The organism is Microbacterium sp. cx-55, from assembly GCF_021117345.1.
Taxonomy (GTDB): Bacteria; Actinomycetota; Actinomycetes; order Actinomycetales; family Microbacteriaceae; genus Microbacterium.
The window spans coordinates 2,676,150-2,695,361 of record NZ_CP088261.1 but is presented as its reverse complement, the minus strand read 5'-3'; the positions used below and the strand labels follow the sequence as shown (position 1 = coordinate 2,695,361).

General features: G+C 71.0%; 20 protein-coding genes and 1 tRNA gene. 17 read left to right on the top strand and 4 right to left on the bottom strand.

The window, feature by feature from the left end; all coding sequences use genetic code 11:
• Nucleotides 1-5: 5 nt before the first annotated feature.
• Nucleotides 6-353, bottom strand: coding sequence for a DUF4229 domain-containing protein (locus LQ938_RS12770; protein ID WP_223722689.1), 348 nt, complete (start codon nt 351-353; stop codon nt 6-8).
• Nucleotides 354-466: 113 nt separating this feature from the next.
• On the opposite strand from LQ938_RS12770, the gene LQ938_RS12765 reads away from it, so the two are divergent.
• Together LQ938_RS12765 and menD are read left to right on the top strand one after the other, a co-directional pair.
• Nucleotides 467-850 carry a PLD nuclease N-terminal domain-containing protein gene (locus LQ938_RS12765; protein WP_223722690.1) on the top strand — a complete coding sequence of 128 codons (384 nt, stop codon included), beginning with the start codon at nt 467-469 and terminating at the stop codon, nt 848-850.
• A 1-nt stretch (nt 851) separates the two neighbouring features.
• Nucleotides 852-2,645 (top strand): 2-succinyl-5-enolpyruvyl-6-hydroxy-3-cyclohexene-1-carboxylic-acid synthase, encoded by a 1,794-nt coding sequence (gene menD / locus LQ938_RS12760; protein ID WP_223722691.1) that lies wholly within the window; start codon nt 852-854, stop codon nt 2,643-2,645.
• 114 nt (nt 2,646-2,759) lie between these two features.
• On the opposite strand, the gene LQ938_RS12755 is transcribed toward menD, so the two are convergent.
• Nucleotides 2,760-4,004 (bottom strand): isochorismate synthase, encoded by a 1,245-nt coding sequence (locus LQ938_RS12755; protein WP_223722692.1) that lies wholly within the window; start codon nt 4,002-4,004, stop codon nt 2,760-2,762.
• 22 nt (nt 4,005-4,026) lie between these two features.
• On the opposite strand from LQ938_RS12755, the gene LQ938_RS12750 reads away from it, so the two are divergent.
• From LQ938_RS12750 to LQ938_RS12715, 8 genes are all read left to right on the top strand, one after another.
• Nucleotides 4,027-4,593 carry a DUF402 domain-containing protein gene (locus LQ938_RS12750; protein WP_223722693.1) on the top strand — a complete coding sequence of 189 codons (567 nt, stop codon included), beginning with the start codon at nt 4,027-4,029 and terminating at the stop codon, nt 4,591-4,593.
• Between the two features lie 234 nt (nt 4,594-4,827).
• On the top strand, nt 4,828-5,562 hold the full coding sequence (locus tag LQ938_RS12745; protein WP_223722694.1) for a demethylmenaquinone methyltransferase: 735 nt from the start codon (nt 4,828-4,830) through the stop codon (nt 5,560-5,562).
• 82 nt (nt 5,563-5,644) lie between these two features.
• Nucleotides 5,645-6,706 carry a polyprenyl synthetase family protein gene (locus tag LQ938_RS12740; protein ID WP_223722695.1) on the top strand — a complete coding sequence of 354 codons (1,062 nt, stop codon included), beginning with the start codon at nt 5,645-5,647 and terminating at the stop codon, nt 6,704-6,706.
• Nucleotides 6,707-6,767: 61 nt separating this feature from the next.
• Nucleotides 6,768-8,141 (top strand): FAD-dependent oxidoreductase, encoded by a 1,374-nt coding sequence (locus tag LQ938_RS12735; protein WP_223722696.1) that lies wholly within the window; start codon nt 6,768-6,770, stop codon nt 8,139-8,141.
• Nucleotides 8,142-8,268: 127 nt separating this feature from the next.
• A complete protein-coding gene (locus LQ938_RS12730) occupies nt 8,269-9,249 on the top strand; it encodes an alpha/beta hydrolase (RefSeq protein WP_223722697.1) in 981 nt (326 codons plus the stop codon).
• A gap of 150 nt (nt 9,250-9,399) precedes the next feature.
• Entirely contained in the window at nt 9,400-10,185 is a 786-nt protein-coding gene (locus LQ938_RS12725; protein WP_223722698.1) for an alpha/beta fold hydrolase, read from the top strand.
• Nucleotides 10,182-10,859, top strand: coding sequence for an esterase/lipase family protein (locus LQ938_RS12720; RefSeq protein WP_223722699.1), 678 nt, complete (start codon nt 10,182-10,184; stop codon nt 10,857-10,859). Before LQ938_RS12725 ends, LQ938_RS12720 begins: the two co-directional genes overlap by 4 nt.
• 240 nt (nt 10,860-11,099) lie before the next feature.
• A complete protein-coding gene (locus LQ938_RS12715) occupies nt 11,100-11,660 on the top strand; it encodes a manganese efflux pump MntP (RefSeq protein WP_223722700.1) in 561 nt (186 codons plus the stop codon).
• A 70-nt stretch (nt 11,661-11,730) separates the two neighbouring features.
• Here the strand turns inward: LQ938_RS12715 and LQ938_RS12710 are convergent, their stop codons facing one another.
• Nucleotides 11,731-12,219 (bottom strand): YajQ family cyclic di-GMP-binding protein, encoded by a 489-nt coding sequence (locus LQ938_RS12710; protein ID WP_223722701.1) that lies wholly within the window; start codon nt 12,217-12,219, stop codon nt 11,731-11,733.
• Between the two features lie 74 nt (nt 12,220-12,293).
• On the opposite strand from LQ938_RS12710, the gene LQ938_RS12705 reads away from it, so the two are divergent.
• The 3 genes from LQ938_RS12705 to LQ938_RS12695 all read left to right on the top strand — a co-directional run bounded on the left by LQ938_RS12705 (nt 12,294) and on the right by LQ938_RS12695 (nt 13,906).
• Nucleotides 12,294-12,785 (top strand): FBP domain-containing protein, encoded by a 492-nt coding sequence (locus LQ938_RS12705; RefSeq protein ID WP_223722702.1) that lies wholly within the window; start codon nt 12,294-12,296, stop codon nt 12,783-12,785.
• Between the two features lie 2 nt (nt 12,786-12,787).
• Nucleotides 12,788-13,711: a PfkB family carbohydrate kinase gene (locus LQ938_RS12700; protein WP_223722703.1), complete on the top strand. Its 924-nt coding sequence runs from the start codon at nt 12,788-12,790 to the stop codon at nt 13,709-13,711.
• A gap of 110 nt (nt 13,712-13,821) precedes the next feature.
• A tRNA-Tyr gene (locus tag LQ938_RS12695) sits at nt 13,822-13,906 on the top strand.
• Nucleotides 13,907-13,977: 71 nt separating this feature from the next.
• On the opposite strand, the gene LQ938_RS12690 is transcribed toward LQ938_RS12695, so the two are convergent.
• Nucleotides 13,978-14,352, bottom strand: coding sequence for a MerR family transcriptional regulator (locus tag LQ938_RS12690; protein WP_223722704.1), 375 nt, complete (start codon nt 14,350-14,352; stop codon nt 13,978-13,980).
• Nucleotides 14,353-14,407: 55 nt separating this feature from the next.
• Between LQ938_RS12690 and LQ938_RS12685 the strand changes: the two genes are divergently transcribed.
• From LQ938_RS12685 to LQ938_RS12670, 4 genes are all read left to right on the top strand, one after another.
• Nucleotides 14,408-15,625 carry an MFS transporter gene (locus LQ938_RS12685; protein ID WP_223722705.1) on the top strand — a complete coding sequence of 406 codons (1,218 nt, stop codon included), beginning with the start codon at nt 14,408-14,410 and terminating at the stop codon, nt 15,623-15,625.
• Between the two features lie 160 nt (nt 15,626-15,785).
• Nucleotides 15,786-16,745, top strand: coding sequence for a hypothetical protein (locus tag LQ938_RS12680; protein ID WP_223722706.1), 960 nt, complete (start codon nt 15,786-15,788; stop codon nt 16,743-16,745).
• Between the two features lie 30 nt (nt 16,746-16,775).
• Nucleotides 16,776-17,582: an inositol monophosphatase family protein gene (locus LQ938_RS12675; RefSeq protein WP_223722707.1), complete on the top strand. Its 807-nt coding sequence runs from the start codon at nt 16,776-16,778 to the stop codon at nt 17,580-17,582.
• 144 nt (nt 17,583-17,726) lie between these two features.
• On the top strand, nt 17,727-19,175 hold the full coding sequence (locus LQ938_RS12670; protein ID WP_223722708.1) for a M23 family metallopeptidase: 1,449 nt from the start codon (nt 17,727-17,729) through the stop codon (nt 19,173-19,175).
• The last annotated feature ends 37 nt before the right edge of the window (nt 19,176-19,212 follow it).

Here is a 19,212-nt window from a genome sequence, read left to right as displayed (position 1 = left end):
CTCGCTCAGCGCGTGGCGTCGGGCGCGGCGCCAGCGTCGGCGGGCGTGGTGCCAGCGGCGTCGGGCGCGGTGGGCGTGGTGCCTGCGGCATCGTCGGCGACGGCGTCTTCGGCCTCCGCGTCTTCTGCGCCGGCGACGCGGCGGGGCGCGCGCGGTTGCCCGAGGCCGGCCGTGGCATCCGCGAGGGGACGGCGCAGCAGGAGCAGCGACAGGCTGAGGCCGATGAGGGCGGCGAAGATGGCCGCCAGCCAGTACAGATCCTGGAACACGGGGAACAGCATCAGGATGCCGAAGGGCACCAGGAACGCGAGAATTCGCAAGATCGAGTAGACGATCGCGGGACGGGCCTTCACCCCCTCATCCTACGTGCGGGCGCCGCGCGCCCCGCCCGGGGTCGCGCCCGTGAGAGGCCTGAGCGCGCGGGTGCTGCCGCCCGGGGTCGTGGCGCGCAGCCTAGACTGGCCTCATGGCGAGGCTCCTGCTCATTCTGGCGCTCGTGGCCGTCGTCTTCTGGGTGTACACCGCCGTCGATTGCGCGTTGCAGCCGTCGACGCGGCACCGAGGCGTCAGCAAGGGTGCCTGGATCGTCATCGTGATCCTGCTCCCCGTGGTGGGCGGCATCCTCTGGCTCCTCGTCGGCCGTGGCCGGCGCAGCACTCCCGTCGTGCGCCGCGCACCCGATGACGATCCGCAGTTCCTCCGCACGATCGGTTCGATCAGCGATCAGGACGAACGCATCCGTCGGCTCGAAGAAGAACTCGCCCAGCTCGACGCCGAAGGCGACGACGCAGAACCCGGGCCGCCGGCGCCGCATCGTCCGGGCGACGACGACGACACCCGCGCCAGCTGACGTGAGCGCGCAAGACACCGCCGGTCGCGCACCGGCGACGGATGCGGCGACTGCCCTGCTCGGGCGTCTGGTGGAGCGCGGTCTCACCGAGATCGTGCTCAGCCCGGGGTCGCGCTCGCAGGCCCTCGCGCTCGTCGCCGCCGAGTTCGAACGCGCCGGTCTCGTGCGCGTCCACGTGCGGATCGATGAGCGGGTCGCGGGGTTCACTGCGCTCGGCATCGGGCGGGAGTCGCGGATGCCGGCGGTCGTGGTGTGCACGTCGGGCACCGCGGTCGCGAACCTGCTGCCCGCGGCGCTCGAGGCGCATCACTCGGGTGTGCCGATGCTGCTGCTCACCGCCGACCGCCCGCCGGAGCTCCGCGGCGTCGGCGCGAATCAGACCACCCGCCAGCCCGGCCTGTTCACCGCCGCGACGCGGTTCGAGGCCGACGCCCCGGTGCCGGACGAGATCGATCCCGACGGCACGGGCGCCCAGACGGCGATGGTGCGTCAGCTCGCCGACGAGGCGCTCGATGCGGCGCTCGGCTCAGGGCTGCGCTCCGCGGGCCCCGTGCACCTCAACCTGCCGTTCCGCGAGCCGCTCGCCGGGGTGCTTCCGCCGTGGGCGGCGACCGCCGTGGGCGGCGAGTCCGAACCCGCCGAGACGGAGGCGCCGACCGAGGAGGTCGCCGCATCCGGTGCGCTGTACCAGGGCGGCGGCGGGATCGGCGAGTCCGACGGACCCGCCGACGTCGCGGACGCCCCCGAGATCCTGCACCGCGGGCTTCGCACGATCGTCATCGCCGGCGCGGATGCCGGCCCCGACGCGGAGCGCATCGCGCACGAGGGCGGATGGCCGCTCGTCGCTGAGATCGTCAGCGGCGCGCGGTTCGGTCGCAACATCGTGCACGGATACCGCGATCTGCTCGCCGATCCGCACCTCGGCGGTCGCATCGAGCGTGCCGTCGTGCTCGGCCACCCGACGCTCAGCCGCGAGGTCACCGCCGTGCTCGCACGCGATGACATCGAGGTGGTGGCGCTCCGCGGCCCCGGTGAACCGCTCAACCTGAACGGCACGACGACCCCGGTCGATGAGATCGCGGTGGCCCCGGGCGCCGGCGACCGCGAATGGCTGGGGGAGTGGATGCGGGCGTCGCGCGCCGCATCCGTCGATCTGACCCCGCCGGCACCGGATGCCGATGCCCTCGCCTCGACGAATCCGAGCGAGCGTCTCGGAGCGATCTCGGCCGAACTCGGCGTGATCCGCGCGCCGCTCGATCGCGCGGCGCTCGCCGATGCCGTCTGGCGGGCGACCTGGCCGCACGATCGGCTCATGTTCGGGTCGTCGCGGCTCGTGCGGGTCGCCGATCGCCTGCTCGGCGGCAAGAAGGTGCCCGTGCACGCGAATCGCGGGCTCGCCGGTATCGACGGCACGGTCGCGACGGGGCTCGGCATTGCGCTCGCCAGCCAGCGCGACGGTCGTCCGGGAGTCACCCGCGTGCTGCTCGGCGACCTGACGCTGCTGCACGATGTCGGGGCGTTGCTCTTCCCCGGCGCGGAGCAGGAGCCGCGCATCCAGGTGATCGTCGGCAACGACGGCGGCGGCACGATCTTCGACGGTCTCGAGGTCGCGGCGGTCGCCGACGCCGATGCGATGGACCGGGTGCTCTACACCCCGCAGTCCGCGCGCTTCGAACATCTCGCGCAGGCGTACGGCTGGGAGTATCAGCGCGTCACGACCCGCGCCGCCCTCGACCAGGCCCTGACCTCGCCCGCCGGTGGCCGCCAGATCATCGAGGTCCCGCTCCCGCGCTGACCCCGGCGCGGGGTCGCCCGCTCGCCGACCCACCCCTCTGTGCGCGACCCACCCCTGTGCGGCACGCGCAGAAAGGGACGGCTCGGCGCGAAGGGGGTGGCTCGGCGGGCGGGGTCAGGCGAGCGCGTCGACGATCGGGCGGAACTTCACCCGGGTCTCGAGCAGCTCCGACTCGGGATCGCTGCCGGCGACGATCCCGGCACCCGCGTAGGCGGTCAGCGGGATCGGGGCGCCCGGGTCGCCGGGATCGAACTGCGCGCAGCGCAGCGCAATGGCCCACTCGCCCGATCCGTTCGCGTCGATCCAGCCGACCGGACCGGCGTACCGCCCGCGATCGAACGGCTCGAGGCGGCCGATGGCCTCGAGCGCGGTGGCCGTCGGGGTGCCGGCGACCGCGGCGGTCGGATGCAGGGCAGCCACGAGGTCGAGGGCGGATGCCGCATCCGCCAGCCGGCCCTCCACGTCGGTCGCGAGATGCCAGACGTTCGGCAGCTTCAGCGTGAACGGCTGCTCGCTCGCGCGCAGCGCACTCGTGTGCGGGCGGAGAGACTCGAGCACGCTGCGCACCGCGAACTGGTGCTCGTCCTGATCCTTCGGGCTCGTGGCGAGGGCGAGGGATGCGGCGGTGTCCGCATCCGGATCCGCGCCCCGAGCGGCGGTGCCGGCGAGCACCCGTGCGGTCACGACGCCGTGCTCGACCGTGACGAGCGTTTCCGGGCTCGCGCCGATCAACCCGTCGACCGCGAACGCCCAGGTGTCGGGGTATCCGGAAGCGAGCGCTCGCACGAGGCGGCGGAGGTCGGAGCCGGCGGGCACCGTTCCGGCCAGGTCGCGGGCGAGCACGACTTTGCTCACGTCTCCGGCGGCGATGGCGGCGAGGCCCGCGCGAACGGATGCCATGTACCCCTCCGGCGACTGCGCGCCCGGACCGAGCGTGGCCGACCAGTGCGGGCCGTACTCTGTCGCGCGCGGCGTCGCCGAGATCGCGCCGTCGGTGCGGACGGTCGTCAGCCACGACCGGCCGTGACGGCGTCCGACGATGAGCTGTGGCACGACGATGGCGCTCGAGCGGGCGGATGCGGCGGCGAACGCGAGCGCGCCGAAACCGACGAGCCCCGTTCCGGGAAAGCCGATCGGGTCGTCAATGTCGGCCGCGGCGGCGAGTTCGCGCCAGCGGTCCTCGATCGCCGTCCCCGCATCGCCCGTCACTCGCGCGACCGCGGCGCCGTACCCGACCATGCCGTCGCCGCGCCGCTGCCAGACGAGCGGATGCGTGGCGTCGGTGAAGGCCAGGGGGTCCTCGACGTGGTCGATCTCACGGGTCTCCACCCGCAGTCGAGGGAGGGCGGATCGGGTCACCGTCCAAGCCTAGACTCGTCGCGTGACCGTGGCCCCGCCTGCATCCGACCGTCCCGCGCCCGGTACCCCGGTGACCTTCCGGTGGCGCAAATGGGACGGCGCCCCGCACTGGGTGCACGAGAGCGTCTACCTCGGACGCGACGAGTGGGGCGACTGGATCGGGCAGCAGGCCGGATGGCGGTCGGCCCGGCCGGGCCGCGACGTCGTCGCTGAGAGCCCGAACGTCACCCTCGTGCCCGCCGCCGGCACCTACGCGTGCACCGTGAATGCAGCGCCCGCCCGCATTCGGATCTACATCGATCTGGCCTGGGACGTGCGCTGGTCGACGACGGATGCGGACGTGATCGAAGGCATCGACATGGATCTCGACGTCGTGCGCGCGCTGGACGATCGCGGGCTGTACATCGACGACCGTGACGAGTGGGAAGACCATCTCGCGCACTACGGGTACCCGGCGGAGGTCATCGCGCATCTCGAGCCGCTCGCGCTCGATCTCGAGCGACGCGTCGGCGCCCACGAACCCCCGTTCGACGACGCCACGGCCGATCGTTGGTTCGCGCGCCTGGCCGCGCTCGGCCCCTCGCGCTGACCGCGCTGCCGCGCGTCGTGCCCGCGCCGCGCCCGCGCCGCGTCCGCATCTCACTCGCCCTCCGTGCTTGGCGCGCCACTTTTCTGCTCGCGCGCCACAGATCTGAAGCGCGCGAGCAGAAAACTAGCGCGCGGCCCCCGCACCTCGGCCCGCGTGCCTCGCATCGCGGGAACCTGCGCCGGGCCCGGGAGTGCGACCGAGGCCTGCGCGCGGGGGAGCGCTTAGGCTGGGCGGGTGAGCGAAGAGCACAACCGCGCCGACCTCGGCAAAGACCCGCAGCGCGTCAGCGGCATGTTCGACCAGGTCGCGCAGAACTACGACCGCACGAACACGGTGCTGAGTCTCGGCAACGACCGGCTCTGGCGCATCGCCACGACCCGCGCGGTCGCCCCGCGTCGCGGCCAGCGCATTCTCGACCTCGCCGCCGGCACCGGCGCGAGCTCCGTCGCTCTCGCGCGGAGCGGCGCCGAGGTCGTCGCCGCCGACTTCTCACCCGGCATGATCGCCGAGGGAGCCCGCCGCCACGGCGACGTGCCCGGACTGTCGTTCGTCGAAGCCGACGCCACGGCTCTCCCGTTCGCGGATGCGGAGTTCGACACCGTGACGATCTCGTTCGGCCTCCGCAACGTCAACGACCCGCGCGCGGCGCTCGCCGAGATGCGCCGGGTCACCAAACCCGGCGGACGGCTCGTCATCTGCGAGTTCTCGCACCCGCAGCATCCGCTCTTCGCCGGCCTGTACCGCTTCTACAACGACCGCATCCTGCCGGTCGTTGCGAAGGGCGTGAGTTCGAACGCCGAGGCGTACGACTACCTGAACGAGTCGATCAAGGACTGGCCCGACCAGAAGACGCTCGCCGTGTGGCTGCGTGAAGCCGGGTGGGCCGACGTCGCCTACCGCGACCTCACGTTCGGCATCGTCGCTCTGCACCGCGCCCGGGCGCCCTTCCCCCGGGCCGACGCCCTCTGAGCAGCGCCCGCATCCGCCGTTCGGTCCTGATCCACGGGGCACGCACGGAACCGGGCACGCCCACCCCGGGTAGGCTGAGGGAGTGACCCGCAGCCCCGCCGCGCCTGGTGCGCACTTCGCGAGCCGTCTCGGCCTGACCGAGCGCGTGTTCGCCGGTCCCGCCTCCCGGCGGCTGCTGAAGGCGGTCGAGGAGGGCCTCGACCGGGTCGAGATCCACATCGGCGAAGAGCTGCGCGTGACCGATCGCGTCGCGGATGCGGCAAGCCGCTACCTGTACGAGGCGGGTGGCAAGCGGGTGCGCCCGATGCTGACCCTGCTGACCGCTCAGCTCGGCGACGGCGTCACCGACGAGGTCATCGACGGCGCGGCGGCCCTCGAACTCACGCACCTCGGTTCGCTATACCACGACGACGTCATGGACGGTGCCGACAAGCGCCGCGGTGTTCCGGCGGCGCATTCCGTCTGGGGCAACAGCATCGCCATCCTGACCGGCGATCTGCTCTTCGCCCGCGCGAGCCAGATCATGGCCCGACTCGGCGAACGCGCCATCCGGCTGCAGGCCGACACGTTCGAACGGCTCGTGCTCGGCCAGATGCACGAGACGGTGGGCCCGACCGAAGGCGTCGACGCCGTCGACCACTACCTGCAGGTGCTCTCCGACAAGACCGGGTCGCTCATCGCCGCCGCTGCCCAGGCGGGAGTGCTGTTCTCCAACGCCCCCGCCGAGTACCGCGAGCCCGTGCTCGTCTTCGGCGAAAAGGTCGGCGTCTCGTTCCAGCTGCTCGATGACGTCATCGATCTCTCCGCTGACCCGGCGGTGACCGGCAAGGTGCCCGGCACCGATCTGCGCGCGGGCGTGCCGACCATGCCGTACTTGCTGCTCGCCACGCGGACGGATGCGGCATCCGCCGAACTCGTCTCCCGCATCGACGAGGGTGTCGCGCTGATCGCCGACGGCGCTGACGCGGCGATTCTCGACGGCCCGCTCGCCGAACTGCGCGAGCACGACGCGACCGCGGAGACCCTCCGCCTGGCGCACCGCTGGTCGGCCGAAGCCGTCGAGGCACTCGCGCCCCTGCCGCGCGGGCCCGTGCGCGAGGCGCTCACCCGCTTCGCCGACGCGGTCGCCGACCGCAGCAGCTGATCCCGCCCCCACGACGAGGCCGGTCGGCGACGACCCGCGCCCTCCCTTCGAAAGGACACCCATGAGCAAGCTGAGGCTGGCGATCGTCGGTGCAGGTCCCGCGGGGATCTACGCCGCAGACCTGCTGCTGAAGGCGGAGCGGGCGTTCGACGTCTCGATCGACCTCTTCGAGCAGCTGCCCGCACCCTACGGACTCGTCCGTTACGGCGTCGCCCCCGACCATCCGCGCATCAAGGGCATCATCACGGCCCTTCGCGATGTGCTCGACCGTGGCGACATCCGGCTGTTCGGCAACGTGCGCTTCGGGCAGGACATCACGCTCGACGACCTCAAGAAGCACTACAACGCGGTGATCTTCTCGACGGGCGCGATCCGGGATGCCGACCTCGACATCCCCGGCATCGACGCGCACTCCTCATTCGGCGCCGCCGACTTCGTCAGCTGGTTCGACGGTCACCCCGATGTGCCGCGCACGTGGCCGCTCGACGCGCAGTCCGTCGCCGTGGTGGGTGTCGGCAACGTTGCCCTCGATGTGTCCCGGATGCTGGTCAAGCACGCCGAAGACCTGCTCCCCACCGAGATCCCCGAGAACGTGCACGCCGGGCTCGCCGCATCCGAGATCACGGACGTCCACGTGTTCGGCCGGCGCGGACCCGCCCAGGTGAAGTTCACGCCGCTCGAACTCCGCGAGCTCGGCGAACTGCGCGACGTCGACATGGTCGTCTACGACGAGGACTTCGACTACGACGAGGCGACCAAGAACGCCATCGCCAGCAACAAGCAGATCATGGTCATCGACCGCGTGCTGCAGTCGTGGCGGAAGCGCCCGAGTGTCAACAACGCCGGCGGCGAGGCCTCGCGGCGTCTGCACCTGCACTTCTGGGCGAAGCCCGTCGAGGTGAAGAAGGATGCCGACGGTCGGGTGTCTGCGCTGGTCTACGAGCGCACGCGTCCCGATGGCGAGGGTGGTGTGACCGGTACCGGCGAGCTCCGCGAGCTGCCAATCCAGCAGCTCTACCGTGCGGTGGGCTACTTCGGTTCGCCGCTGCCGGGGGTGCCGTTCGACGAGCGGCACGGCGTGATCCCGAACCAGGAGGGGCAGGCGCTGCATCCGGATTCGAACGAGATCGTGCCGGGCGTCTTCGCGACCGGCTGGATCAAGCGCGGTCCGGTCGGGCTCATCGGCCACACGAAGTCCGACGCGATGGAGACCGTGCGGCACGTCATCAACGGGCAGGGTTCGTGGTGGCAGCCGGAGGACCCGTCGGAAGAGTCGATTCCCGCGCTCCTGGCCGAACGCGGCGTGCGCTGGACCGACCTCGAGGGCTGGCACCGTCTCGATGAGCACGAGGTCGCCCTCGGCGAACCGCACGCTCGCGCCCGCATCAAAGTCGTCGATCGCGCCGAGATGGTGAACGTGTCGCGAGGCGAGTGACCCGCTCGGTCGCCGACCCACCCCCTTCTCTCCGACCCGCCCCCCTTTACGCAGGTATTACAGGGGTGGGTCGGGCGTAAGGGGGTGGGTCGGCGTCGGCGGCGGAGGGCGCCGCTAGGCTGACGGCATGCGTGACGGGTGGAGCCCCGACCTGCTCGGGGCGGGGTTCGAGCAGCTGACGCTGCCGCTCGCGCTCCCGGGTGAGCACGGCCAGCTCGTCGCGACGCTGGTGCGGAGCCTGCCGCATCCGCTCGCTTCCTGGACCGCTCCGCTGCGCGACGTCGACATCCTGTACGTGCACGGATGGTCGGACTACTTCTTCCAGAAGGAACTCGCGCAGTTCTGGAATCGACTCGGTGCCCGCTTCTACGCGCTCGATCTGCACCGGTACGGGCGGAGCCTGCGGCCCGGGCAGATCCCGGGCTACGCGGATTCGCTCGACGAGTACGACGAAGACATCGAACTCGCGCTCGAGGCGATGGGGCAGCGCGGACGGATGCGGCGGCGCGTCATGCTGCTCGGGCACTCGACCGGCGGGCTCACTCTGACGCTCTGGGCGGCGCGGAATCACGGGCGCGTCGCCGCGCTGATTCTGAACAGTCCCTGGCTCGAACTGCAGGTCGGGGCGCTCGCCCGGCAGGCGATCGCTCCGCTCGTGGCGGCGCGTGCGCGCTACCAGCCGCGAGGGCAGCATCCGGTCGTCGACCTCGGGTTCTACACGCGAGCGCAGACGGAGTTGGGCGTCATCCCGACGCCGGAGTATCAGTCGGAGTGGCGGCCCCCACAGGGTTTTCCGACGCATCCGGGCTGGTTCCACGCTATTCTCGTCGGGCACGCCACCATCGCGGACGGTGTCGATGTCGGCGCTCCGGCGCTCGTGGTGCTCTCCGCGCGGTCGACTCCGCCGGTGCGGTGGCTGCCGGAGATGACCTCCACCGACTCGGTGCTCGTGGACGATGAGATCGCGCGGGCCGCGCTCCGGATCGGGCCGCTCGTGACCGTCGCCCGCATCGACGGGGCCATCCACGACGTGTTCCTGTCGGCGCCGGAACCTCGGGCGAGCGCGTACCGGGTGGTCGCGGACTGGGCCGCCGGGCTGCCCCGGTAGCATCGCGACGCGCCCGCGCTCGAAGCAGGGCCGGCCGCAGCCCCAGCGTCCGCCGTATCCGAAGCACCAGTCGTGCCTGGCCTTCTAGCACGGATGCCGCATCGGACGCATGCCCGCCCGGTGCGCCGCGGCGAGGCGCATGATCGGGGGATGCAGCCCGCGCGCGTCGTCGATCCCCAGGGGCGCGAGTTCCGCGTCTTCTCCTCGAGGGGTGCACCCGGCGCCCCCGTCTACGTGCTGGTGCACGGGATAGGGATGTCGCACCGCTCGCTCGAAGGACTGCACGCCGCTCTCGCCGCCCACGCGACCGTGCACACGATCGATCTGCCGGGCTTCGGCGGGGTGCCCCGGCCGGCCGGTGAACTCGATGTGCCGACGATGGCGGCCGCTCTCGGACGTGTGATCGATGGATTGGGCGCGCAGCGGATCGTCGCCGTCGGCCACTCGATGGGCGCGCAGTGGGTGACCGAGCTCGGGGTGCAGCGCCCCGACCTCGTGTCGCGCGTCGTCGTGATCGGCCCGGCCGCCGACGTGCGTCACCGCACCGCGCTCGCGCAGGGGCTCGCGCTCGCCGTCGACTCCACTCGCGAGCGTCCGGCGACGAACGCGATCGTCGTGGCCGACTACATCCGGTGCGGGCTGCCCTGGTTCGTGACTCAGCTGCGGGCGATGCTGGCGTACCCGCTCGAGGAGCGGACCGCTGTGCTCCGGATGCCTCTTCTCGTCATCCGCGGGGGATGGGACCCGGTGGCGGGAAGACGCTGGAGCCGCGAGGTGCGCGACAGCGCGCGGGATGCGCACCTGGTCGAGATCCCTCGTCGTCCGCACTACGCGCAGCACTCCGCCCCGCGCGCCGTCGCCTCCGCGATCCGGACATTCGCGGATGCGGATGCCGCCATCGGCCCGGATGCCGCACTCCCTCCGGTGCCGCGGTGATCACCCTCGCGCGCAACCTCGGGTGGTGGATCCGCGACTACGCGTACGCGATCGTCTGGCAGGTACGGGCGTTCTTCGGCCGCACGGATCCGGCGGGATTCCGCACCGGCGACGGTGTACCGATCGTCGTTATCCCGGGCGTGTACGAGAGTTGGCGGTTCCTGCAGCCGTTGATCGTCGCTCTGCACGATCGCGGCCATCCCGTGCACGTGCTGGATCCGCTCCGCTCGAACCTGCAGCCCGTGCCCGAGGGGGCCGCGCGGGTCGTCGACTATCTCGCCGAGCGCGACCTGCGCGACGTCGTGCTCGTCGCGCATAGCAAGGGCGGGCTGATCGGCAAGCACGTGATGGCGTTCGGCGCCGCATCCGGTCGCATCCGGGGGATGGTGACCGTCGCGGCGCCGTTCGGTGGCTCCGTGTACGCCCGGTATCTCGCGGTGTCGCGCTCGCTCCGTATCTTCTCGCCGCGTGATGAGACGATCCTGCTCCTCGGACAGCAGACGGCCGTCAACGCGCGGATCGTCTCGGTCTACGGGCGGTTCGACCCGCACATCCCGGGCGGGAGCGCGCTCGCCGGAGCGAAGAATGTGCAGCTCGACACCGGTGGGCATTTCCGCATCCTGGCCGATCCGCGCATCGTCGCCGAGGTGGCCGCGATGAGTGAGAGCGCCTGACACGCGGGATCGCCGAGCGAGCGGGCGCCCGCGGGCGTCATCGCTTTCGGGGCACCGAACGAAAAGTTCGCCCCGGAGTTGCCAGGATGGTTCACCGAGAGGGAGTAGTTCCCGCAGAGCGTGTCGACATGCTGGTGAGATCGGCCTCACCCGGTGCGCCGCCCGGATTCCGGGTGAACGAGACTCTCGACACCATCGACGTGTCGGGTTTGTCGCGCCGGGCACGTCGGAAAGGCGACCATGTCCTTCTTCACTCTGCTCGTCGTCTCGGTGGGTGTCTCCGCCGACGCCTTCGCGGTTTCGCTGTCGCAGGGCGTGCGCGTCACGCGGCACGTGTACCGGGACGCGTTCATCGTCGCGCTGACGTTCGGGCTCTTCCAGGCGCTCATGCCGCTGCTCGGGTTCGTGCTGGGGGCGCAGTTCAGCACTTTCATCGCTCCGGTCGACCATTGGATCGCTTTCGGGCTGCTCGCGCTCATCGGCGGAAGGATGCTCTGGGAGGCGTTCCGGGCTCACCCCGACGCCGCGCCGAACGGCCGGATTCGCCCCCGCGAACTGGTCCTGCTCGGTGTCGCGACCAGCGTCGACGCGCTCGCGGTCGGAATCAGCTTCGCGTTCCTCGACGTCGACATCGTGCCCGCCGTGGCGCTCATCGGCGTCATCACGTTCGCCGTCTCGTTCCTGGGTGTCGCGATCGGACACCGGGTGGGAACCCGGTTCCAGAAAGCGGCCGAGATCGGCGGCGGCATCGTGCTGATCGGCATCGGCACGAAAATCTTGCTCGAACACCTGCTGGCCTGAGCGGCGGTCGTCGACGACCCCGGATGCGGTCCGCGGGGCGTGGTCGCGTGGCACCCGGTCGTGGGCTGGCTCAGCGGTAGTTGGTGAACTGCACGTCGAAATCGAGGTCGGCGGCCTTCAGCAGACGCTGGGCCTCCTGCAGGTCGTCGCGGCTCTTCGACTGCACACGCAGCTCGTCGCCCTGGATCTGCGACTTGACAGACTTCGGGCCCTCGTCACGCAGGATCTTGCCGAGCTTCTTCGCGTTCTCCTGCGTGATGCCCTCTTTGAGGGTCGAGGTGATGCGCACTTCCTTGCCGCTCGGCATCGGCTCGCCCGTCTCAAGGCTCTTCAGCGAGATTCCGCGCTTGATGAGCTTGGTCTGGAAGACGTCGAGAACGGCCTTCGCGCGCTCTTCGCTGTTCGCTTTGATGAGCACAGCTTCGCCGCTCCACTCGATCGAGGCATCCGCGCCCTTGAAGTCGTAGCGCTGCTCGACCTCTTTACGGGCCTGGTTCAGTGCGTTGTCCGCCTCCTGGCGGTCGATCTTGGAGACGATGTCGAAACTGGAGTCAGCCATGCCGCGATTCTACCGGGCGGGCGGGTTCCGCATCCGGAGTCGCCCGCGCGCACCCGCGTTCATAGACTGTGCGGATGCGGGCACTGACCGAGGATGAATTGCGCGCCGCGCTGGTGAATGCGGATGCAGACGAGCGCCGGGTCGCGGCGATCCCGCTCGACTTCGTGCTCGCGGATTGGGACCACCTCGACTTTCTCGCGTGGCGGGATCCGCGCAGCCGCGGACGCGCGTACCTCGTCGCCGACCGGGACGGTGAAGCGGTGGGGATTCTGCTGCGCGCGGCCGACGGGTCGAGCTCGGCCCGTTCGGCGATGTGCAACGTCTGCCACACGATGCAGCCGGCCGACCAGGTGACGCTCTTCACCGCGCGTAAGGCCGGGGATGCCGGCGGACACGGCGACAGTGTCGGAACGTACATGTGCGCCGACCTCTCGTGCCACGAGAACGTGCGCCTGGCGGCTCCGCTGGCGCCGAGCGAGATCCGAGCGAGCGTCGACCGGCGCATCGACGGCACCAGGCGCCGCGCGGAGGCATTCATCGACCGCGTCGCCGGACGGGGGATGTAGACATGGCGAGCGTGCGACCCGTCGTCGTCATCGGCGACGCACTCATCGATGAGATCCAGGATGCGGAGGGCTCGCGCGAGTTCGTCGGCGGCGCCGCGTTGAACGTGGCGGTCGGCCTCGCCCGGCTCGGATTTCCCGCGACCCTCATTGCGATGGTCGGCGACGATGAGGCGGGCGCGCAGATTCGCTCGTACCTCGATGACTACGGCGTGGCGCTGATCGCGACGATCTCGCCGCTCGGCAGCTCCCGCGCGACCAGCACGCGCGGGCCCGGCGGCGAACCGGTCTACGTGTTCAACGACGCGGCGCAGGCTCGGCGGGTGCGGTTCGGTGAGGCCGAGCGCGCCGCGATAGCGGGAGCCGCGATCACCGTGGTCAGCTGCATGCCGTTCGACGACGAGGAGCAGACGGCGGAGCTCGCCTCGGCCCTCGCGGATGCGGACGGCCTCGTCGCGATCGATCCGAACCCGCGCGAGGGCATGATGCACGACCGCGACCGCTTCGTGCGCGGTTTCGAGGCGGTCGCCCGAATGGCCGACCTCGTGAAGGTCGGCGAGGACGACGCCGACCTGCTTTACGGCGGCGATCTCGACGCGCTCCGCGACCGTCTGCGTGCCGACGGCGCCGTCGCGGTGCTCACCACTCGGGGCGCGGGCGGTGCCGGCGTGGTCGCCGCGGGTGTCGATGTCACCCGCCCGATCGCCGCCGCGCCGGGCCCGATCGTCGACACGATGGGCGCGGGGGATGCGGTGCTGTCGTCGGCGGTGGCGACGCTGCTGGCCGAGCACCCCGCATCCGCTGCGGAATGGGCGGCGCTCCTCGAACGAGCCATGGATGTCGCCGCCGCAACGTGCCGTTTCGAGGGTGCGCTTCTGCGGCTCCCGTCGGCTCTCACGGGCCTGGATCCGGAGCGTCCGGGCAGCTGATCGCCCGCGAGCCCGGTGTGCGCGGATCGGATTTCGATGCGCGCCAGGTTGCAGGTAGGATTGTCAATCGCGCCTCTGGTCGACTGCATAAGCCGGGCGGGTGCGCACCTGGCAGGTTACCCAAGCGGCCAAAGGGATCTGACTGTAAATCAGACTGCTCAGCATTCGGGGGTTCGAATCCCTCACCTGCCACCAAACGAAGAAAGGCCCTCGCATCGCGGGGGCCTTTCTTCATGCCGTGAGTGCCGTGGTGAACGGCCCGACACTCACGAGGTAGCGACGCCGTCGGGCGCTGCGCGCTGCAGGTAGCGCGCGAGAGCGTCGCGGCTGCGCGTGAGGCAGCTGAGCCGGCTGTCGAGTGCGTCGAGTTCGGCGGCGAGCTCTTGCGCCAGCGGCACCGAGCATTCGGGCGGAACGGCACGCTCGTTCTGATCCTCGAGGTCGAGCACGATCTTCGCCATCCGCGTCGACAGGCCCGACTGGATGAGCGCGCGCACGCGCGTCGCCCGCTCCACGTCCGTCTCGGTGTAGGTGCGGTAGCCGTTGAGGCTGCGCTCGGAGGCGAGCAGCCCCTGCTGTTCGTAGTAACGCAGCATCCGCGTCGGGATACCGGTGAGCTCTGCGACCTGACCGATTTTCATCGCCACCGCCTCGCGAGTTGACATTGACACTGATGTCAAAGTTTACGCTCGACACATGACTTCTTCCACGGCCTCGGTGCCGACCGTGTCGACGACACCGCGGATGCCGCTGCGCGCGCTGCTGGTGCTGTCGGCCGCGGTGCTCGTGACGGTGACCGCGGAATCGCTGCCCGCCGGGCTTCTGCCGGAGATGGCCGACGACCTTCGCGTGAGCCCCGAACAGATCGGCTCGCTCATCTCGGTGTGGGCGCTGACGGTGATCGTCACGAGTCTGCCGCTGGCGCGCCTTCTCGCCGCTCGTGACCGTCGACTCGTGCTCGGGATCGCGCTCGCCGTCTTCGCGGTCGCAAACCTCGCCACCTCGTTCGCCCCCGACTACGGCCTCGTGATCGCGACCCGCGTCGTCGCGGCGGTCGCGCACGGGGTCTTCTGGTCGGTCGTCGTCGTCTACGCGACCTCGCTGCTCTCTCCCACCTATCTCGGGCGCGGCCTCGCCATCGTCACGGCGGGCGGCACGCTCGCCACGGCCCTCACCCTTCCGGCGGCGACACTGCTGGCGCAGGCGGTCGGGTGGCGGCCCGCGTTCGTGCTGCTCTCGCTCGTCGCCGCGGTGCTGGCGGTCGTCATCATCCGTTCGCTTCCGGCGCGCGCGACGTCGGCCGAGACCGTGCGACAGGCGAATCGCGGCGGGTTCTGGCGTGATCCGTCGACCCCCGCGATTCTCGTCTTCAGCCTCGCCGCCGTGCTCATCGCGATGGCCCAGTTCGCGTCGTTCACCTACGTGCGGCCCTACCTGTCGATCGCCGCGTCGATCGAGCCGGAGTGGGCGGCCGGACTGCTCCTCATCTACGGTGCCGCCGGACTGCTCGGCGTCGTGCTCGCCGGCTATCTCGCCGACCGGTTCCCGCGGAGCTCGCTCAGCATCGTCCTGGTGGTGTTCACCGCGGCGTTCGTGTTGCTCACGGTTGCGGCCGGCTCCCTGCCCGCGGTGATCGTCGGGTTCATCGTGTGGGGTCTCATGTTCGGCGCGGTCTTCCCGCTTCTTAATGCGATCCTGATGCGCACGTCGACCGAGCGCACCCGGCCGCTCGCGAGCGCCGGCGTGGTCGTCTTCTTCAATATCGGCATCGCCACCGGGCCCTGGCTCGGCGCCGTGAGCGGCGGTGCGACGAGTCCCGCGCACACGACCGCGGTGTCGGCATCCGCCATGCTCGTCGCCGCGGTGCTGGGCACGGTCGGCGTTCTGCTCGCCCGTCGCCTCTCGCGGCGCTGACCCGGATGCGGTCGCAACGCTGACCCGGATGCGGTCGCGACGCTCACCGGATGCGGTCGCGAGGCGGATTAGCGCGTGATCCACAAGCCGTCGGCGGCTTCCGACCCGGCATGCCAGGATGACAGGGCGGGCGCCAGCCTGCAGAGGGAGCATCTGCGACATGACCGTGCCGAACCCCACGCCCACCGCGCCACCGACCGATGACCGCAGTTCCCGCCTCGTGCGGATCGCGATCTGGGTCGCGATCGGTGCGCTCATCGCTGCGGCGCTCGTCAGTGTGGTCTGGGTGCTCGTCGGCACGCAGAACGGCATCGTCGGGCGGGCGTTCCTGACGATCCTGCTGCTCGCGGCTTTCGCCGGCGCGGCGATCCTCGACGCGCACCTCGCCCCGAACCGGCCGGCGTGGTTTGCGCTCGTGAGCATGGCAGCGTGGGTGCTCATCCTGCTGGTCGGTGCCGTCCTCATCTGGATGCCCGACCGTTCGTTCATGTCGTACGAGCCCATCGGGCTCACGCGATTCCTGTCGTTCCTGCTGGTCGCGCTCATCGTGCAGCTCGCCGTGCTGCACGTGCGCCTCTACACTCGGGCGATCTTCCGGGCGCCGACGACCTTCAACCTGGCGGCGGGGTACACCACGATCGCGCTCGTGACGATCCTGACGCTTCTGCTGATCGTCCCGCTCACCGTGCGCGAGTACTTCGAGTTCGACGATCTCTACTGGCGCATCGTGGTCGCGGTGTCGATCCTTGCGGCGGTCGGTACGGCGCTCGTTCCGCTCGTGAACGTTCTGTTCGCCCCGAAGCGTCCGCGCACCGCGGGAGCGAGCGGCGGCCAGACCTGGCCCACCTTCGTCGACGGCGTGACGCCGTTGCCCGTCCTGCCCGACGGTTCGCCCGACTGGCAGGCCTACTACACCGGCTACCCGACGGGCTACGTGCACCCCGCGGCGCCGCTCGCCGCCCCCGCCGAGACTCCCGCTCCGGATGCGTACGCCCCGGCCCCCGCGGAGGCTCACGCCCCGGCCCCCGCGGAGGCTCCCGCGCCGGCCGCACCTGCGCCGGCCCAGCCGCCGGCCGGCTACTCCGACGTCCCGCCGCCGCCCCCGCTGCCGCCGCGCTGACCCGGGGTGGAGCGCCGGTAGCGTGGGGGCATGACGACTCCGCTCGAGCTCCAGTCCCTGGCCATCGACATCGCCCGCGAAGCCGGCGCGCTCGCCGCTCGCCGTCGTCGTGAGGGTGTGAGGATCGCCGCGACGAAGTCGGCGCTGGCTGACATCGTGACGGATGCGGACCGCGAGGTCGAGAACCTGATCCGCGCGCGCCTGGCCACCGAGCGCCCCGGCGACGGGTTCCTCGGCGAGGAGTCCGATGCGAGTGCGTCCGGGAGCGGCATCACGTGGGTCGTCGACCCGATCGACGGCACCGTGAACTACGCCTACGGCATTCCCGCGTATGCGGTGAGCATCGCGGCCGTCAGCGGCCCGGCGACGCCCGCGGAGTGGTCGGCGCTCGCCGGTGCCGTCTTCAACCCCGCCGTCGATGAGCTGTTCACGGCCGCGCGCGGCGAGGGCGCCGAGCTCCGTTCGGCCATCGAAGGTGACCGTCGTCTGCAGGTCGCCGAGCCGTCTGCGGCCGGCGCGCTGATCGCCACGGGCTTCGGATACGACCCGGCAACGCACGCCGGAGACCTCGCTCGCCTGCAGACCGTCATGCCGCTCGCCCGCGACATCCGGCGGATCGGGGCGGCATCCCTCGACCTCACCGGCGTCGCCGCCGGGCGCATCGACGCGTACTACGAGCGCGGGCTGCACCCGTGGGATCATGCCGCGGGCGCGCTCATCGTCGAAGAATCAGGCGGTCGCGTCGGTGGGTACGCGGGGGAGCGGCCGAGCCGCACGATGACCATCGCGGCAGCACCGGAGTTCTTCGAACGGCTCACCGACGTCGTCTCGGCGTGACCGGCCCGGATGGCATTCTCAGCCTGCCCGCGTTAGTGTTTACCTATTCGTTATCTTCGGCACCCGAAAGCCGAGGATGAGCACCTCCTTCATTTTGACGAGTTCGTCGCGTCCCGATGCGACCCGACCGAGGCTATACACGCGTTGACAACCGAGAACCACCAGGCTGACGCCGCGCCCACCCGGCGCTCCAGCCGGCAGCAGGCAGCGCCTGCGATCGTCTCGGAGACCCCGGATGCGACGAACGCCCGCCGTACGCGCACGGCCGCATCCCGTCCCGCGACGTTCTGGGCGCAGCCCCGCTCCGCCGGGGCCTCGCCGGCCGACGCGCCGCAGCCGCCCGCGGCCGACTTCGCCGTTTCCGCTTCCGCCGTCGCAGACGACGTGCGTCCGACCGTCTCCGGTGCCCCGACCCGGAAGCAGCTGCGCGAGCGCGCCCTGCGGGCCGCGGCGGCAGCGGCGATCGCGGACGAGAACCCCGCGGTGCTCGCCGCCGATGCAGAAGCTGTGCCCGTCGAGGTGGCGCGGGACGCGATCGATGACGCGCCGGCCGCCGAGAGCGCGCCGCCGATGGTCGCCGTCGCCGCCCCTGCCGACCTGACCGCTGCGTCGCCGTCCGCCGAGATTCTCGTTCCCGAGGTCACTGCCGCAGAAGCCGAGGAGGCCGCGTTCACCGAGGCCGTTCTGGTGGACGACGCCGAGGCGCACGCGATCGTCGACGAGTTCGAGGCCGCCGCGCGGCTCTTCGCCTTCACGGGGGAGACCCCGATCCAGGTTGCCGCGGCCGCAATCGCTGACGAGCCCGCTATCGAGCCGGCCGAGACCGCCGCTCCCCGTCGCCGCCGGTTCAGTGGCGCGTCGTTCAAGCGCGCCACCGCTGCATCCGCATCCGTCGGCGTCATGGGCATCGTCGGTCTTCTCGCCGTCGGGCTCACGACCCCCGCCGAGGCCGTCGCCGCGGCGGGCAATGATGTGGCCGCGTCGTCGATGTCGATCGCCTCGGGCACCGCGTCGTCGATCTCGGATGATGAGATCCAGGCGTACGTGGCACCGGCAGACGCACAGACGACCGCGCTCGACCGCAGCGACCAGTATTCGACGGCGTCGACCGCTCAGCTGAACGCGGAGATCGCTGCCGCATCCGGCATCAGCCACTTCTCGGACTACTTCACCAACGACCCGAAGTCGGCCATCCAGTGGCCGTTCCCGGTGGGTGTGTCGATCAGCTACGGCTTCGGAATGCGTAGCGGCACGATGCACGAGGGCATGGACTTCACGCCCGGCGCGGGGGCACAGATCCAGGCCGTCGCTGACGGAACCGTGCGCATCGCCACCGAGAGCGGCGGCGGGTACGGCGTGATGGTGATCATCGACCACGTGATCGATGGTCAGCTGGTCTCCACCCGTTACGGGCACATGCAGTACGGCTCGCTCCGCGTGAAGACCGGCGAGACCGTCAAGGTGGGGCAGATCATCGGCCTCGTCGGCAACACGGGCCACTCGTTCGGGGCGCACCTGCACTTCGAGGTGCTGCAGAACGGCACGACCGCGATCGACCCCGAGCCCTGGCTGCGCGAGCACGCCGGCGGCTGAGTCCGATCCGGTTCGGCGCCGGGCGTTGGCTCTGATA

Bases quoted from the DNA above. Each gene is read 5' to 3' on its own strand.
- LQ938_RS12765 (WP_223722690.1), top strand. From the start codon at position 467: ATGGCGAGGCTCCTGCTCATTCTGGCGCTCGTGGCCGTCGTCTTCTGG.
- LQ938_RS12735 (WP_223722696.1), top strand. From the start codon at position 6,768: ATGAGCAAGCTGAGGCTGGCGATCGTCGGTGCAGGTCCCGCGGGGATC.
- LQ938_RS12730 (WP_223722697.1), top strand. From the start codon at position 8,269: ATGCGTGACGGGTGGAGCCCCGACCTGCTCGGGGCGGGGTTCGAGCAG.
- LQ938_RS12725 (WP_223722698.1), top strand. From the start codon at position 9,400: ATGCAGCCCGCGCGCGTCGTCGATCCCCAGGGGCGCGAGTTCCGCGTC.
- LQ938_RS12715 (WP_223722700.1), top strand. From the start codon at position 11,100: ATGTCCTTCTTCACTCTGCTCGTCGTCTCGGTGGGTGTCTCCGCCGAC.
- LQ938_RS12710 (WP_223722701.1), bottom strand. From the start codon at position 12,219: ATGGCTGACTCCAGTTTCGACATCGTCTCCAAGATCGACCGCCAGGAG.
- LQ938_RS12705 (WP_223722702.1), top strand. From the start codon at position 12,294: ATGCGGGCACTGACCGAGGATGAATTGCGCGCCGCGCTGGTGAATGCG.
- LQ938_RS12700 (WP_223722703.1), top strand. From the start codon at position 12,788: ATGGCGAGCGTGCGACCCGTCGTCGTCATCGGCGACGCACTCATCGAT.
- LQ938_RS12690 (WP_223722704.1), bottom strand. From the start codon at position 14,352: ATGAAAATCGGTCAGGTCGCAGAGCTCACCGGTATCCCGACGCGGATG.
- LQ938_RS12685 (WP_223722705.1), top strand. From the start codon at position 14,408: ATGACTTCTTCCACGGCCTCGGTGCCGACCGTGTCGACGACACCGCGG.
- LQ938_RS12680 (WP_223722706.1), top strand. From the start codon at position 15,786: ATGACCGTGCCGAACCCCACGCCCACCGCGCCACCGACCGATGACCGC.
- LQ938_RS12675 (WP_223722707.1), top strand. From the start codon at position 16,776: ATGACGACTCCGCTCGAGCTCCAGTCCCTGGCCATCGACATCGCCCGC.